Consider the following 15644-nt stretch of genomic DNA (forward strand, 5'->3'; position numbering starts at 1 on the left):
AGTAGGTAGATTTAGGACAAATAATCTTTAGAATGGAAGTAAGATATATATTTTATAGGGCTAAGGGGCGATTGTCGTGGAACCGACGCAAGGAATAGAGGCGCTGGCGGCAGAGATTGCCGAAGTGGCTAGGACGTCCTTTCGCACTCTTTTTGAAAATGGCGAACGTTACTATTACTGCACGTTATTCACTTCTGGAGAGGGGCATGCGCCAAGCATCTCCGCCTGGTCATGGGAGGCCTTGGAGAGGGAAGCGGCCAGGCAAGGAAACGAAGGCGACACGCCGGGACCAATGATTGCGGAACTCATCAAGTGGTCCTATGCCGATTCACCCTATTGTTGTTTCAGGGATGAGAACTTCGATGATGTTAAACAATTGTTTATGGAGGGTCCTTCCATTGCGGAGCTTGAAGCTGACGAATGGAATCGTGAATTTGATTCAAGGCTGAAGGCCATGGAGCTGGCGATGAAAATGCTCGATGATGAAGGCTTGTTTGCCTTGAATCAACCGCGAGAGGCTGTATGCGTCCTTGTCGAGGTCATGCCGCCGGATGAGATCAACACCGAAATCGCCCTGCGTTTGAATCGGGCGGAGTCTCCGGCTATGCAAGCATGGCTGGCGGAAGCGGCGGAGTAAGGGTATTCGCGTTTCTTGAGGGAGAGTTGTAAAATGCCTAATCATCAAGCGATTTTTGGCGTGCGTATGTCCCATTCGCACAATCAGGCAGCCCGCCTCTGGCGTAAACTGAATTATAATCAGTGAGCGAGGTGAACTTCCATGGCACAATCGAAAGAGATGCGTGCACGGGCTAAGAAGTTTCAAGGCCGTCCGGTCTGTGTCACCCTGCACAGCGGAGAGACTTACGTCGGCTACATCACCGACGTTAATCGCGGTGGGTTGATACTTGCCAGTGCTGGAGCTCCTCCACGCGCTTCTTCCGGGAAGCAAGATTCCCGATCTCTCAAACGCAGAGCCAGTTCGCATGCCCCGGGCGTCCGTCTCGGCAACCGGAAAAGCGGTGCACGTAAACCGTCTGGCCGTTCGCGCTCTCGCAAGCCGGACGCCAAGGTGTCGGCATTCCTGCCGATGATGGGCTCGCTGTTAGGCGGCCTTGGCGGCTCCACTGCGGGCGCAGGAGGGCTTGGCGGTATGCTCGGCGGCGGCTTGCGGCTGTTCGGCATGATCCAGAAATTTGTCCCGGTCGTGAAGATGGGCTACGGCATGATCAAGTCCATTCGCCCGTTTCTCGGCGCCGTTAAAGGCTTGATGCCCTCGGCCAGTCCGGCCACGCCGGATAACGAATAATCGTATACCTGTGAACTTTAAGCCCCCCTTGGAGTGATCAAAGGGGGCTAGTCCACAAACCATTATCACTACCACTGTCTATCCAAATCGGTTTTAACTCGGAATAGCCCATTTCTTTTAGTAAATCCCAGGCATGATCCAGAACTTGAGTCCCTTCATATGGATTTTTCCTGTGGTACTCTAGATACATATCATTTTAAAGAGGTACGACCCATAGAAAAATAATAAAATTGCTGGATAAGCAAACAAAGGAAGCCTGGCTATGGTCAACAGGAGGGTTCAAATATGTGGTTTGGGAAGAAAGAAACGCAACTGGTTCGAATAAAGAACAAATTGAGTCAAGCTATGCGCAAAGATGCGGATTTCTCGGTGTTTGGAGCATCCTCACATCAATATAGGGTTAAAGAGAAGCTTACAGCAAAAGAGCTGGCGGACTGGCAAACCCACAATCAGGTCACACTTCCTGAGCCTTACGCGCTGTTTTTAACGAACGTCGGCAACGGAGGCGCCGGCCCCTATTATGGGATTTATCCGATTGAAAAGGCAACTTCCTATACCGAGCGCCAGGCACTCCTTGCAAAATCCGTTCTGCATCCCGGGATGAGCAAAGAGGAATGGAACCATCTGATTGAGCCCCTGACCAAGGATGAGGACATTCCCGATGAGGAATACGACGACACCTGTAATAAGGTGTTGGGCGGCATGTTGTGCATAGGTACCCAAGGCTGCGAATACGACATGTATCTCGTACTTGAAGGAAAATATAGGGGGAGAATTGTGTACACCTCCGATTTTCATCCCGATCATCCTTTTTTCTTTGTCTATGAAGGCAGCTTTTTGGATTGGTACGAGCGCTGGCTGGATGAAATTATTCTGGATTATGATACCGGGTGGTTTGGCAGTCGAATGCCGGGTGATGAGAATGCGCTGATCCAGATTTATCAGAGAGCTCCAAATGGAGAAATCCAAGCAAAAGCGCTTGATGGAATGTTCAAGTTTAAGAAAGTCTCTCAGCCAACCCTTGGTTTTTTGAAAAATATTGCGGAACAAAGCCCAAAAAATCGGACCATAGCCATTTGGCTCATCTGCAAAACTTCTTTTGACGCGGGTAGAAAATATCTTCTGGAGCTGTTGCAATCGGATGGGCATGAGGATTTACTGCAAGCTTTACAGATTCTGCACGCTTCCAGTAAAACTGAGGATTTAACGGAGTTTATTCCAGTGATCTTACAAAGGCTTGACAGGATTCACGATCCGGAAACGTTGCGTTATGCAGGGTATATCTTGGAAGATTACGGTGCGATTACGCTCCAGAACTTTGCGCCTTTCTTGTGTCGCGCGGACCTCACAATGCAAACTACTGCCATCTATGCCGCGCGCAATTGCGAAAACAAGCTGGGAAGCTGGCAGATCATTGAACAGATGCTGATGGGGGGCGGCGCGCAGGTTCTGAATAACTTGATTTTATACTGGGACATTATTCCACATGAGAAGTTGCTACCTTACTATAAGGCGGTATGGCCGGAATATAGAAGAAATCCGAATTTCAGAGAAAAATTTATCGGCTGTTTGCGAGAACTACATTTGCCAGATGATTATTTCGACAAAGACGAATCGTGAGGAAGGTGTGTATGAATTGTCCATAAAATGTCAACGGATAAAATTTAGAGTATCAGCCTTCAGATGATCAGCACCTGCGAGCTCACCTTTGATTTAATTATGACGTGGCGGAGCTTGAACATTCCGAAATCGGATTCGAGGAAGGCGAAAAAATGCTAAAACGCTACTGACATCCTGTTGTCAGTAGCGTTTTTGTATATTAGGAGCATGCGAATAGCGCAGGTTTTGGAGATAGGAAGACCTTTCTCAAATCTTATAATAGAGGGTGGAATTTATTTATGAGCAATATCAAGTGGGAAGTTGATCCGGACCACAGCTCCGTCGAGTTTTCGGTGACGCATTTAATGATTAATAGAATTAAAGGAGTATTCGAGCATTTCCAAGCGATCTTGAGTTTTGACCCCAACGATTTAACAACCATGGGTATTCAGGCTTCCATAGATGCAAATAGTATCACAACTCGCCAATTGCAACGAGATGAGCACCTGAAGAGCGACGACTTCCTTCATGCAGCCAAGTATCCAACCATTACGTTTCAAAGCACCAGCTGCGTCCCTGCTGGCGAAAGGCAATATGAACTTACGGGCAATCTAACTTTGCATGGAGTAACAAAACCTATCACTTTTCATACTGTTTTTGAAGGACTAAATAAAGACCCTCGCGGCCGGGAACGTGTAGGATTTCATTCAACAGCCAGTATCGAACGCAATGAATTTGGCTTGACATTCAACTCGCCCCTGGAAAAAGGTGGGGTTATTGTCGGAAATGAAGTGAAAATCGAGCTTTATATCGAAGCAATTAGAATAGATTAGTGATCCTAAAGGCCATCCTATTAGCGGGGTGGTCTTTATTCAAAACTTGCCGTTACAGGTAGAGTGGTGAGCCGTATCACAAATAAGAGCGAAATTTTTGAAGCAAAATAGTTTTGTTCTCCATAAGCATGAATAAGAATGTGGACTAAATGCTAATACTTCGATAGAATAGCATTCTATATTGCTGTATTCAGGATTTTATTAAGGCGGATTGGAGAGGTAAACATGGGGAATACGGATAAGTTTGAAATGATAGCGAATATATATGACACTTCTGAAAGAATTCAAATTGCAAAGGCATCATCTGATGCCATTCGTGAATATGTAGTTGACGCTAATAGTAAGAAAGCTGTTGATTTCGGGTGTGGAACGGGTCTTGTCGGAATGAACTTGTTAAACGATTTTAATTCTATGCTTTTTCTGGATACTTCACAAAATATGATTAATCAAATAAAGCAAAAAATTACTGATCTTCATATTCAGAATGCAGATACATTATGCTTTGATTTTGAAAAGGAAGGTCTATCGGATCTTCATGCTGACTATATTTTTATGGCTCAGGTTTTACTTCATATTCATGATGTTGAATTTGTTTTATCCAGATTATTTGATGTTCTAAATGAAGGAGGACATTTATTAATCGTAGATTTTAATAAAAATGAAAAAGTAGTTTCAGACATAGTTCATAACGGATTTAATCAAGAAGAGCTGGCTGACATTATGACTAAAATAGGGTATAGAGATATTCAATCCAAAACTTTTTATAATGCAAGTAAAGTATTCATGGGACAAGATGCATCTATGTTTATTCTTGATTCTCAAAAACCGTACCATAAGTAGCGGCAAGTTTTTTGGGGCATAATGAGATAAAAGGAGAGATGGAAATGTCCTATATCGTTGATTTTAATAATGTGTCTACGGTTGGTTTAGAGTCTTCACCTGTAGTAGAGGCGCTTGCTGGTTTGCGTGCTAATGAAGCCCGTTACTTTATGAACAAATACAAGCATGAATTTACGGTTGTGCCAGCTAGTGAAAGTCAGGAGACCCTTGATTATGTGAACCGGGTTCTGAAAGAGCGTGATATTGAATTTGCGGCCAAACCTTTAGAAACGTCACGTTTTCAAGTGGAAAATATTAAATTTGCTTACGTCTTTTATGAGGATGGTCTTGGGGTCAACGTCATGTATACGGTGGATGACCCTAAGAAGCGGGCCGTTGGTTTTAAGCTTTCTGAGGGGATGGAGGTACCCAAGGAGCTAGAAGGGAAGTTTAAGTTTGCTAGGCAGAAGTCAAAACTAGCCGGAACCATTCGGGGTTCGTTTTTTGTAATTAAAGGAGAATACTAAAGTAGGCAAAAGCGCAATTGGAGAAATCGGATGTAAATCAGCTTCCGATCTCTCCGCAAACATGATCATGACTTGGATTAATTATCTTTGGAGTGTCGTTCACCCACTTGGTACTCATTCGCATGTTCAAACATATATTTCACCGTTACGGGATCTTGGTCCGTCAGCTTCTTGAAGTCGTCCGTAAATATATCCATTTTCCCTAAGCGAATAGCTTGTCCAAAGGTAACCATACCTTCAGAAGAGAAGGGAGCTTCGGAGTCCTCCGCAAATTTGCCATCCGTTGTTCTGGGAACTCCCATGGCATCAAATATGGCGTAGTTTTCTTCATCCGTGGTCTGCTTGTAGGTAATATGATGACCCGTTACTTCATTTCCAATCTCGATAAAGTCTGACATGGTTATTAATTCAGGACCATTTATATTTAATATTGCCTCATGATAATGGCTTGCTGCTAATGCATAAGCGACAGCTTGTGCACAATCTTTCCGTGAGATATAGGCCATCTTGCCGTCACCCTGGTTGTTTTTCAACACGCCGTCAGACTTCACATAGGTGAAGTAATTGGTAATCATGGCTTCCGCATATTGCGAATTACGCAGGAAAATATAATCTAGGCAGACACTTTTGATATAGTCTTCCGTATAGACATGGTCCAGTTTTTCAACACTTGGATTGGATTCATCCGCCGCGTTAACCAATGAAGTATAGATGATTTGTTTTACTCCGGCTTCTTTCGCCGCATCGACCACGTTTTTGTGTGCATTTTGGCGTTTTTCCCCCACAAAAGGCATGGAGATTAAAGCAAGCTTATCTGCATTAGCAAAAGCTTCTGCAAGACCGTCTATTGTATTGAAATTGGTCACATGTGTTTCAATACCTTGTTCTGCATACTCTTGTAAAGATGCCGGATCATATGCACAAAAAATAATTTGGTCTTTTTCTACTAATTTTAATAAATATTCAGCTGCTTGTCTGCCCAGGTTGCCATCCACACCCGTTAATAATAACTTACCCATGTTTGTCGTCACTCCTTGCTGAAATGATCTACACTTATATATTATGTGAAAAAAATAACAAAGTATAATACAAAAAACTTATGGGCTATTGCTAAAACGAATTTTGTATTTGTTGTAGAAATGAGTATAATGCCGGATTTGAATTGTTTTTTAAGTAGCCTATTTCGATTTTAAAAGTATGGTGTGAACCCTGTATGGGAATAAGCCGGACCTCTTCTTTCAGGTCAGCAAGATCATAGTTATCTGGAAAAAAGCCAATTAAATTCTCTGTGATGATATAAAACAGCTTGGTTTCGACATCGTCTGCGGTTCTAAGGATGTTGGGCTGGTAACCATCTTCTATGGCATGTTGAATCATTAAATAATAGGAGTCTCCAATAACCATTGGATTCAGCATGACAAGCGGATATTTATATAATTCTTCCTTTGAGATGGATTCAAAACAGAAGAGAGGATGATGTTTACTTACAGCCGGGTAGTATCGTCCGCTATATAATGTATGGGTTAGAATGTCCTCTTTCCCTTTGAACTCTGAGTCAAAGGCAACAGCCACGTCGTGTATTCCTTTTTGCAGATACTCAGCGATATCCTTTAGCAATACTTTATTTAATTCAAGTTTAATCTTAGGATGATTTTCCTTAAATGAAGGGATGAATTTTAACAAGCTTTGGATATCTGTGATTGCAGCATATTCGATACTCAATAATTGGGCATTATATTTTTGAAAGTTTTCCATGCTTGTTTTCATATGATTATATTGCTTCCAGAGCACGACGGCTTCTGCATAAAACAGCCATCCCGCTTTGGTGGGCTCAATCGGAATTTGTTTTCTATCAATCAACTGAATGTTGAACTCATCCTCAAGTGAGGCCATTTGTTGGCTAATCGTAGTTTGCGATACAAAATTCTTCTTTGCTGTTTCGGTGAAATTTCTGCATTCAACGAGATCTATAAAATATTTCATCCTTTTTAGATTCATGTTTACCTCCAATTGTATGAGATTTATTATAACTTACGTTTCCGCCATAAATTCAAGCCAGCAAACCCTAATGTTAATGGCAAACTGGCCGTTCATAATTGGAGGTAATATGAGCACCATCTACTTCAGTCTCTTCTTTACCGTCTCCCCTTCAATTAACACAGGTTGATAATAGGTGTGGTTGCGTAGATCCTTCTTCCCTTGCAGTTTCTTAATAACCCAATCGGCGGCATCACGTCCCATTTGTTCCTGGGGGTGTGTTAATGTCGTGAGTTTGATGTTTGCATTCTTGGAAATATAGGAATTATCTTGACCAATAATGGATATGTCTTCGGGAACAGATATACCAAGTTGTCTGCATACATGTACAGCTTCTAATCCTACCTCGTCGTTATAGCAGACAATTGCGGTTAACCCGTCTCTTTGTTCGGTTAGGAATTTTTTTAAGTTGGTGGACAGGTCCTGCTTCGTCTCTGTATAGAATGAGAGCACTTGCTCTGGGTGAAACCGTAATTTGGCTTCTCCAAGCGCTTTGATATAGCCCTTCATTCGATGCTTTCCTTGTAAATCGTCCATTTTGGCAATGATACCAATGTGTGTATGTCCGTTAGTAATCAATTCTTTTGTTGCCAGATAGCTGGACTGTACGTCATCGAGACAAAAGAAAGGGACCTCCAACTCTTCATAATAAGCATTAATCATGATGAATGGGACATCCTGCTCCTTGAACGTCAGATAGTAGGAGATATTGGGATTATATAGATTGCTCTTCGTAGGCTCAATGATCAAGCCATCCACACCAAAGGACAACATCATCTCCAAAGCTTTCTTTTCCTGTGCGACATCATTATTGGTACTAGCTAATAGTAATGAATAATTATCTTCATTCAATCTGGCTTCAATCCCGCGAATAATAGAAGGGAAGATGTAATCGGAAATGTAGGTGGTGATGACTCCGATGGTTTTATTACTGGAATTCCCGCCGGTTTTTGATCGGAATTGGTTGCTGACATAGGTGCCAGATCCTTTTTCACTTCTTAAAAAACCCTCGTTGGATAGTTCTAAAATAGCCTTTCGAACCGTCTGGCGACTAACTTGATACTTATCCTGCAGAGCCGATTCCGTTGGAATTTGTTCTCCTACGCTGTATGCTCCTGATAGAATGTTGCTCTTTATATCCTCAAGGATGACCTGATACTTTGGTTTCACTTTATTCCTTCTTTCCTGGTTGTCCTAATACTAATTTACCTACTCACAATATTTGTATGTACATATTTTAGCATAATTATGAGCTTATTATAATCCATAGCCTAATATGCATTAATACTGAAGGCCAAGTGGGGCAAGTTGTACCCGAAGGAGATGCGGCTCTGGTCGGTGATCTGGAGGTGAAGAAGAAACTGAACAACATGTTTGAAGCGCGATACTTGGTGCAGGAAGGGCGAGAAGAAACAGCCTAATTGACGGTAATAAGTGAACCTGATGAGGATTTAAGTGAGGAACTTCTTTCATATCAAACAATTTATGGGATACGTGTAATTGTCATAGCTGAAGGGTAGAGGCTAATTCTAATAACCATTTGGCTCATATAATTCATTTATTTGAACCAGAAAAGACAGGCGACACATACAGTTTGGAAGGCAATGACCTGTATATGACAGAAGAGTTAAACCGGAATTACAACGTCATTGTGATGGGTTGTAGAGTGCTTGGCGAGCGTATTCAAGAGAGATTTTCCTCGGCAAACGTTCGGCTTTTATGCGGATCAGCAATGCCTTATGATTTGGCACGATTTTATCGAACTATAGAACGGTGTAAAAGCTTCTCTGTACAGTCGCTTAGATTGTTTGTTCCTCATGATCTGAAGACATATGTGCTTAAAACGATAGACCCTAGCATTTTTTTGGGTGATCCTTTTCATGATTTATTTGAGTCGTTTGCCAACGATGTTTAAAAAAGGTTGAGCAGATTTTATCTTGCTCAACCTACATTCATAAATACAAATTCCTATTAACAAAAATTGAAAAAACATTAAAAAACAATGGTAGGCATTTCGTATAATAGGTTTCTCAAAGGGCGGAATTGCTAATCACCGCTTTAACACAAGTGGCAAGAATACTTCGTCCACAATCTCAGCAATCGTCTGCTCAGACATTGGTCTATTATAAAGTATTAACTCATTGCGGGCCAAATCTCCTGGCAAAGTAAGCATCCGGGACGTAACGGATTCGGCTGACACCTCTCCTCGGTCAACGGCTCGCTGTAGCACTATTGTCATTGTCCTGTTATGACGTCCTTCGGGGAATAGCAAGGATGCAAGCGGCATGGCCCCGATTTCCGTTACAAGCCCATAGAAAGCCTTTAACATCACTTTGGTAGTGTTCTGATTCATCGCTCTAAGCACACCGCAAACATCATCTCTCAAATTCCCGTAATTAGGAACCTCCTCCAGAGGCAAGGGAACACGTTCCCGAATCGCCGCCAATACAATCTCAGCGCGGTTGGCCCATCGCCGGTAAAGTACGGCTTTGCTTGTTCCCGACCGTTCCGCCACTCCATTCATCGAAAGATTAGAATATCCTTGTTCTTTCAATTCTTCCCGTACCGCCTGTAGTATAGCTGCTTCCAGTTCTTTGCCTGTGCGTCTGTTTTTCAATTTATCTTGGTTTTGTGAATTGGACATATTGTTCTCATACTCCTTAAAAAAATTCGTTGCGTTTCATATAGCGATAGTATATCATAGGCACAAATAAGAAACTCTAAGTTTCTTATTTGTGTGATCAAAGGGAGGTTTTCAACTTGCAAAAACAAAGTTCCGAAACGCTTGAATCGGCTGAATGGCAGGCGGCCGCGAAGAAAATGATGTGGATTCTAATGATCGGGATGATGGCCCCGCTATTTGACACGACGATAACCAATGTTGCTATTGATACGCTGGTTCGGGAATTTAATACCTCGGTGTTAACCATTCAATGGGTTATGACCAGTTATCTGCTTGCGCTTGGCATGGTCATCCCCATTACCGGCTGGGCGGTGGAGCGATTTGGGGGCAAGTCTATTTGGCTATTTTCCCTTGGCATGTTCTTGCTGGGTTCTGTTCTATGCAGCTTGGCGTGGAACGTGGAGAGCCTGATTTTTTTCCGTACCATACAGGGGATTGGCGGGGGATTGCTGATGCCGACTATGCAGACATTGGGAGTACGCGCCTCCAGAGGGGAAAATATGGGCAAAATGATGGCCACGGTCGGTTTGCCGGCGCTTCTTGGACCGATTTTGGGACCAGTGCTGGGAGGCCTCATCATTAATCATCTGAACTGGAGATGGATTTTCCTGGTGAATATTCCGATCTGCATCGTTGCCATCATTATGGCGTGGAAGGGACTGCCCAATGAAGAGCGCGGAACCCAAACGTTGCGGCTGGATCTGCTGGGACTGATGCTGCTTTCCCCGGCCATCGTCCTCATTATTTACGGTCTTGGAGAAGTAAGCTCACACCACGGTTTCGGCCATGCCGCGGTTCTCGTTCCCGTTATAGCGGGTTTAGCGCTTTTGACTGTGTTTGTCGTCTATGCTTTTCGCAAAGGAAACGAAGCGTTGCTTGATGTTAAGCTGTTCCGGGTGCGTTCTTTAGCCGTGTCCTCGACACTGCTCTTTTTATCCGGCCTGACCACTTACGGGGCGATGCTTCTGCTACCGTTATACTTCCAACAAGTCCGCGGCGAATCCGTGCTTATATCCGGTCTGCTGCTCGCACCGCAAGGGGTAGGGATGCTGCTGACAAGATCGCTTGCCGGCAAACTAACGGATCAGATCGGTTCGAAGCCCGTCGTTCTTGTCGGAACCCTGCTTACCTTGCTTGGAACATGGCCATTTACACAGCTTAGCGCGGATACGAGCTATTTTTATTTGAGCGCAGCATTGATCGTGCGGGGGACAGGATTAGGGGCTGTGTTTCTGCCGGTCATGGCTTCCGCCTATATTGGCCTGTCTTCGAAGCAAATCCCGCATGCCAGCAGCACCACTCGTATTATGCAGCAAATCGGCGGTGCCTTTGGCGCATCGGTTATCGCTATTATTTTGCAGAACGAGTTGAATTCGATCGTGTCACATGACCCAGCAGCCGTAGCTCTTGCGTTCGATCATGCGTTTATCTGGTCGATTGGCTTCTCTGCACTGGCACTAATTCCGGCAATACTTCTGCCGAGAATAAAAAGATAAATTAAAATTAATTCACAATACTAAGGTCAAGCGAGCTTTCATTGGCATGTTATACCGTGTTCGAAAGCTTCTGTTTGCTACTAGCGGAGCTATTACGATAATCATGTGCTTGTCACAATCAGCGGTAAATCACGCTGCGGTCCACCAGCTCGTACCACCCATCGCATCGCATTAAACCTCAAACCTCAAACCTCAAATAGTGACCTTTCGGGGTCTTCCTTCTTGGGGTTTTCGTTCTACGTACAACAAATCTTTTATTCAATCCCATCAGTCTTATCGTATTTCGTGTCTTCTCATCATACTCCTTATAGCTCATTCGCAATGGGTTTATAGTTTGCATACACGCCCTAAAGGAAAAGTAGATAAATTCTCGGTTTATCAGAATATTTGTATGTATAACTATGTATGTGTGTTGACAAATGTACGAACAAAAAATATACTAAGGTTGTAAATTAAAGAAAGCGCCTTCTTTCAATTATTGCGATTATAACAGTTGTTCAGAGAGAGGAGTCACGTGAGCATGGATCAAGACATTAAACAAGCGATTACTAAGGGAGAAACCGCACTTGGTATCGAATTTGGATCCACACGTATCAAGGCAGTGCTGATTGATCATCATTTTGAAACAATCGCATCTGGAAGCTATGAGTGGGAAAATCTCTTGGTAGACGGTTATTGGACGTACAACTTAGAGAGTATTATTACGGGTCTGCAAGAGGCTTATAGTGAAATGAAGCAAGAGGTTGAACAAAAGTATGGAATCACCCTTCGTACCGTTGGTTCTATAGGATTCTCTGCAATGATGCACGGATATATGGCTTTTGACAGCGAGGGCGAGTTGCTTGTTCCGTTCCGGACTTGGCGGAATGCGACAACTGGTACTGCGGCAAAAGTGTTAACTGATAAATTCCAATTCAACATCCCTGAGCGATGGAGTATTGCTCACCTGTATCAAGCTATATTGAACGAAGAGCAACATGTCCCTCAAATTGATTTTATGACGACGTTAGCTGGATATATTCACTGGCTGCTGACTGGCAATAAAGCCATTGGCATCGGAGATGCATCGGGTATCTTTCCAATTGATGAAACTACACATGATTATAACCAATCGATGGTTAAGCAGTTTGATGAACTCATTGCGTCCAAAGGCTACGATTGGAAGTTAGAAGGAATTCTCCCTAAAGTTTATATTTCAGGCGAGCAGGCAGGTGTACTAACTGCCGCGGGAGCCAAAATCCTAGATAAATCCGAAGATTTACAACCAGGTATTCCGCTTTGTCCTCCAGAAGGTGATGCGGGAACAGGGATGGTCGCCACGAATAGTGTGAGAAAACGGACGGGCAACGTCTCTGTGGGAACCTCGGTTTTTGCCATGCTTGTATTAGAAAAGGATCTCTCAGCGGTATATCCGGAAATTGATCTGGTGACTACACCGAATGGTAATCCGGTCGGCATGGTTCATGCCAACAACTGTTCAAGTGATATCAATGCTTGGCTGGGATTGTTCCGTGAATTTTCTGAGGCAATGGGGCAAAAGACGGATCCGAATCAATTGTTCAGTGTGTTGCTGAACAAGGCTTTGGAAGCGGATCCAGATGGCGGTGGTTTACTCAGCTATGGCTATTTGTCAGGGGAGAATATCACCGGAATAGAGAAAGGCAGACCGTTGTTTGTCCGCTCTCCTGAGAGCCGTTTCAATTTGGCCAATTTCATGCGGACTCATCTTTTCACTGCGTTTGCTGCTTTGAAAATCGGAATGGATATTTTGACAAAGAAAGAAAACGTCGCAATTGATAGTATTCTGGCTCACGGTGGTTTATTTAAAACCCCTATCGTCGGACAAAAAATTGTTGCGGCTGCCATGAATGTCCCGGTATCAGTGATGTCAACAGCTGGAGAAGGCGGGGCGTGGGGGATTGCTATTCTGGCTTCTTACATGAAGAACAAGGATCAACAAGAAAGTCTGGAAGACTTCCTCGACCAAAAAGTATTTAGAGATGCTGAGGGGCAAGAAATCTCTCCCGACAGTTCCGACGTTAAAGGATTTGAAGCATTCATGGAACGCTACACACAAGGCCTAGCGATTGAACAGGCTGCTGTAGATAATCTAGTGGAAAACTGGAGGAATTGACGTGTTAGAGCAACTGAAAGAAGAAGTATATCAAGCCAATCTGGATTTGCCTAAACATGGACTCGTGAAGTACACCTGGGGTAACGTAAGCGCTGTTGATCGTGAGAGCCGCTTATTCGTTATCAAACCTAGTGGTGTTAATTATGACACGATGAAACCTAGCGATATGGTGGTTGTTGATTTTGATGGCAATGTAGTTGAAGGAGAAATGAGACCTTCATCAGATACACCGACTCACGCCGTACTTTATAAGCATTACGCAGAGATCGGCGGTATTGTACACACACATTCGACTTGGGCGACCATTTGGGCTCAAGCAGGCTTGGATGTACCTGTAATGGGGACTACTCATGCAGACACCTTCTATGGTTCTGTTCCTTGCGCCCGTTTCTTGACACAAGAGGAGATTGATCGTGGTTACGAAGCGGAAACCGGCCGTGTCATCATAGAAACTTTTGAGCAGCGCGGACTGGATATTTTAGCAGTGCCGGGTGTTCTGCTTAAGGGTCATGCGCCCTTCACCTGGGGCAAAGATGCGAAATCGGCGGTAATGAATAGCGTCGTGTTGGAAGAAGTTTCGAAAATGAATTTATTCGCACGAGAATTGAATCATTTTGCTGAAGAATTGCCACAACGCATTCTAGATAAACACTATTTACGCAAACATGGGAAAGACGCGTACTACGGGCAAAAGTAATATAAACTAAAAAATTATGAAAAGAGGATGAATGATGTCAACAGTAGGTACAAAACAGTTCTGGTTTGTCGTAGGTTCACAACATCTGTATGGGGAAGAAGCATTAGCAGAAGTCAAAGCACACGCACAAGAAATGACCGATGCCTTAAATAAGAGCGGTGTTCTGCCTTATCCGCTTGTATTGCAAGATCTGGCGGTTAGTGCAGACAAAATCACCAGCCTCATGAAAGAAGTCAACTATCGTGACGAAGTTGCTGGTGTCATCACTTGGATGCATACCTTCTCGCCTGCGAAAATGTGGATTCGCGGAACTAAATTGCTGCAGAAGCCGCTGCTTCATTTGGCTACACAGTACAATGAAAGCATTCCTTGGGCTACAATTGACATGGACTTCATGAACCTCAATCAGGCAGCTCATGGTGACCGTGAATATGGATTTATCAATGCCCGTCTGAAGAAACAGAATAAAGTGGTCGTAGGGTACTGGGAACGTGCGGAAGTGCAGAAGCAAATCGCAGAGTGGATGGATGTAGCGGTTGCTTATAACGAAAGCTTCAATATCAAAGTTGCCCGCTTTGGCGATAACATGCGTAACGTTGGCGTTACGGAAGGTGACAAGGTCGAAGCTCAAATTCAATTCGGATGGACCGTTGACTACTTCGGAATTGGCGACCTTGTTCAGTACGTCAATGCTGTGAAAGAAGAAGAGATTGATGCTTTGCTCGCGGAATACTCCGAACTTTATGAATTCGATTATGGTACTTATAGCAAGGAAGCTTGGGAAGCCAGTGTAAGAGTGCAAGCAAGCTATGAAATTGCTATTAAACGATTCCTGGATCATGGCGGCTATACTGCCTTCACTACGAACTTCGAAGACCTCTATGGTATGAAACAGCTCCCTGGTCTTGCCGTTCAACGTTTGATGGCACAAGGATACGGCTTCGCCGGTGAAGGGGACTGGAAGACGGCAGCGCTCGATCGTCTGCTTAAAGTCATGAGCCATAACCAATCCACTGGCTTTATGGAAGACTACACCTATGAATTGGCGGCTGGTCAGGAATCGATCCTTCAATCCCATATGCTTGAAGTTGACCCAACGTTGGCAAGCAACAAGCCTAAAATCATCGTTTCTCCGTTAGGTATCGGCGATCGTGAAGATCCAGCCCGTCTGGTGTTTGACGGCAAGGCAGGAGACGGTGTAGTTGTTTCCATGGCTGACTTTGGCACGCATTATAAACTGCTGATCAATGAGGTTACTGCATTTGAACCGACGGTTCCTGCTCCAAATCTTCCAGTGGCCCGTGTACTGTGGAACGTGAAGCCAAACTTCCAAGATGGGGTTAAAGCATGGATTGAGAACGGTGGCGGTCACCATACCGTGGTTTCCCTGAATCTAACCACAGACCAAATTGTTACTTATGCAAAACTGGTTAACCTGGAATACGTAATTATTAAATAACTAGAAGATATCCATCTATAAAAGCATTGGGTCAGTCCTCAGGACCCAATGCTT

General features: G+C 43.9%; 16 protein-coding genes. 12 read left to right on the forward strand and 4 right to left on the reverse strand.

All coding sequences use genetic code 11. The annotated features are described in order from the left end of the window. The first annotated feature begins 76 nt into the window (after nucleotides 1-76). From AC5ELV_RS09090 to AC5ELV_RS09115, 6 genes are all read left to right on the forward strand, one after another. The gene (locus AC5ELV_RS09090; protein WP_493429919.1) at nucleotides 77-637 is read left to right on the forward strand and encodes a DUF4303 domain-containing protein; all 561 of its coding nucleotides are present in this window, start codon (nucleotides 77-79) and stop codon (nucleotides 635-637) included. A gap of 141 nt (nucleotides 638-778) precedes the next feature. Next, nucleotides 779-1306: a hypothetical protein gene (locus AC5ELV_RS09095; protein ID WP_484669116.1), complete on the forward strand. Its 528-nt coding sequence runs from the start codon at nucleotides 779-781 to the stop codon at nucleotides 1304-1306. Nucleotides 1307-1591: 285 nt separating this feature from the next. Next, nucleotides 1592-2926, forward strand: coding sequence for an SMI1/KNR4 family protein (locus AC5ELV_RS09100; RefSeq protein ID WP_493429920.1), 1335 nt, complete (start codon nucleotides 1592-1594; stop codon nucleotides 2924-2926). 278 nt (nucleotides 2927-3204) lie between these two features. After that, nucleotides 3205-3738, forward strand: coding sequence for a YceI family protein (locus AC5ELV_RS09105; protein ID WP_493429921.1), 534 nt, complete (start codon nucleotides 3205-3207; stop codon nucleotides 3736-3738). A gap of 225 nt (nucleotides 3739-3963) precedes the next feature. Then, on the forward strand, nucleotides 3964-4578 hold the full coding sequence (locus tag AC5ELV_RS09110) for a class I SAM-dependent methyltransferase (RefSeq protein WP_493429922.1): 615 nt from the start codon (nucleotides 3964-3966) through the stop codon (nucleotides 4576-4578). A 44-nt stretch (nucleotides 4579-4622) separates the two neighbouring features. Continuing rightward, the gene (locus tag AC5ELV_RS09115; RefSeq protein ID WP_307350663.1) at nucleotides 4623-5084 is read left to right on the forward strand and encodes a DUF8821 family protein; all 462 of its coding nucleotides are present in this window, start codon (nucleotides 4623-4625) and stop codon (nucleotides 5082-5084) included. A gap of 77 nt (nucleotides 5085-5161) precedes the next feature. Here the strand turns inward: AC5ELV_RS09115 and AC5ELV_RS09120 are convergent, their stop codons facing one another. From AC5ELV_RS09120 to AC5ELV_RS09130, 3 genes are all read right to left on the reverse strand, one after another. Next, nucleotides 5162-6103: an NAD(P)H-binding protein gene (locus tag AC5ELV_RS09120; RefSeq protein ID WP_493429923.1), complete on the reverse strand. Its 942-nt coding sequence runs from the start codon at nucleotides 6101-6103 to the stop codon at nucleotides 5162-5164. A gap of 91 nt (nucleotides 6104-6194) precedes the next feature. After that, nucleotides 6195-7082, reverse strand: coding sequence for a LysR family transcriptional regulator (locus AC5ELV_RS09125; RefSeq protein WP_493429924.1), 888 nt, complete (start codon nucleotides 7080-7082; stop codon nucleotides 6195-6197). Between the two features lie 120 nt (nucleotides 7083-7202). Further along, nucleotides 7203-8291 carry a GntR family transcriptional regulator gene (locus AC5ELV_RS09130; RefSeq protein ID WP_493429925.1) on the reverse strand — a complete coding sequence of 363 codons (1089 nt, stop codon included), beginning with the start codon at nucleotides 8289-8291 and terminating at the stop codon, nucleotides 7203-7205. Between the two features lie 128 nt (nucleotides 8292-8419). Here AC5ELV_RS09130 and AC5ELV_RS09135 point away from each other — a divergent pair, with 128 nt between their 5' ends. Then, complete coding sequence (locus tag AC5ELV_RS09135) at nucleotides 8420-8542, forward strand: hypothetical protein (protein ID WP_493429926.1); 123 nt, start codon at nucleotides 8420-8422, stop codon at nucleotides 8540-8542. A gap of 194 nt (nucleotides 8543-8736) precedes the next feature. After that, complete coding sequence (locus tag AC5ELV_RS09140; protein WP_493429927.1) at nucleotides 8737-9036, forward strand: hypothetical protein; 300 nt, start codon at nucleotides 8737-8739, stop codon at nucleotides 9034-9036. Between the two features lie 135 nt (nucleotides 9037-9171). On the opposite strand, the gene AC5ELV_RS09145 is transcribed toward AC5ELV_RS09140, so the two are convergent. Continuing rightward, nucleotides 9172-9765, reverse strand: coding sequence for a TetR/AcrR family transcriptional regulator (locus AC5ELV_RS09145; RefSeq protein ID WP_493429928.1), 594 nt, complete (start codon nucleotides 9763-9765; stop codon nucleotides 9172-9174). 116 nt (nucleotides 9766-9881) lie between these two features. On the opposite strand from AC5ELV_RS09145, the gene AC5ELV_RS09150 reads away from it, so the two are divergent. The 4 genes from AC5ELV_RS09150 (at nucleotide 9882) to araA (ending at nucleotide 15590) form a co-directional block, all read left to right on the forward strand. Then, nucleotides 9882-11300, forward strand: coding sequence for an MDR family MFS transporter (locus tag AC5ELV_RS09150; protein ID WP_493429929.1), 1419 nt, complete (start codon nucleotides 9882-9884; stop codon nucleotides 11298-11300). Between the two features lie 520 nt (nucleotides 11301-11820). Further along, nucleotides 11821-13434: a xylulokinase gene (locus AC5ELV_RS09155; protein WP_493429930.1), complete on the forward strand. Its 1614-nt coding sequence runs from the start codon at nucleotides 11821-11823 to the stop codon at nucleotides 13432-13434. Nucleotide 13435: 1 nt separating this feature from the next. Further along, the gene (locus AC5ELV_RS09160) at nucleotides 13436-14131 is read left to right on the forward strand and encodes an L-ribulose-5-phosphate 4-epimerase (protein WP_493429931.1); all 696 of its coding nucleotides are present in this window, start codon (nucleotides 13436-13438) and stop codon (nucleotides 14129-14131) included. A 34-nt stretch (nucleotides 14132-14165) separates the two neighbouring features. Further along, nucleotides 14166-15590, forward strand: a complete 1425-nt coding sequence (araA, locus tag AC5ELV_RS09165) for an L-arabinose isomerase (protein WP_493430399.1) — start codon at nucleotides 14166-14168, stop codon at nucleotides 15588-15590. The last annotated feature ends 54 nt before the right edge of the window (nucleotides 15591-15644 follow it).

The organism is Paenibacillus sp. NMA1017 (assembly GCF_058895805.1).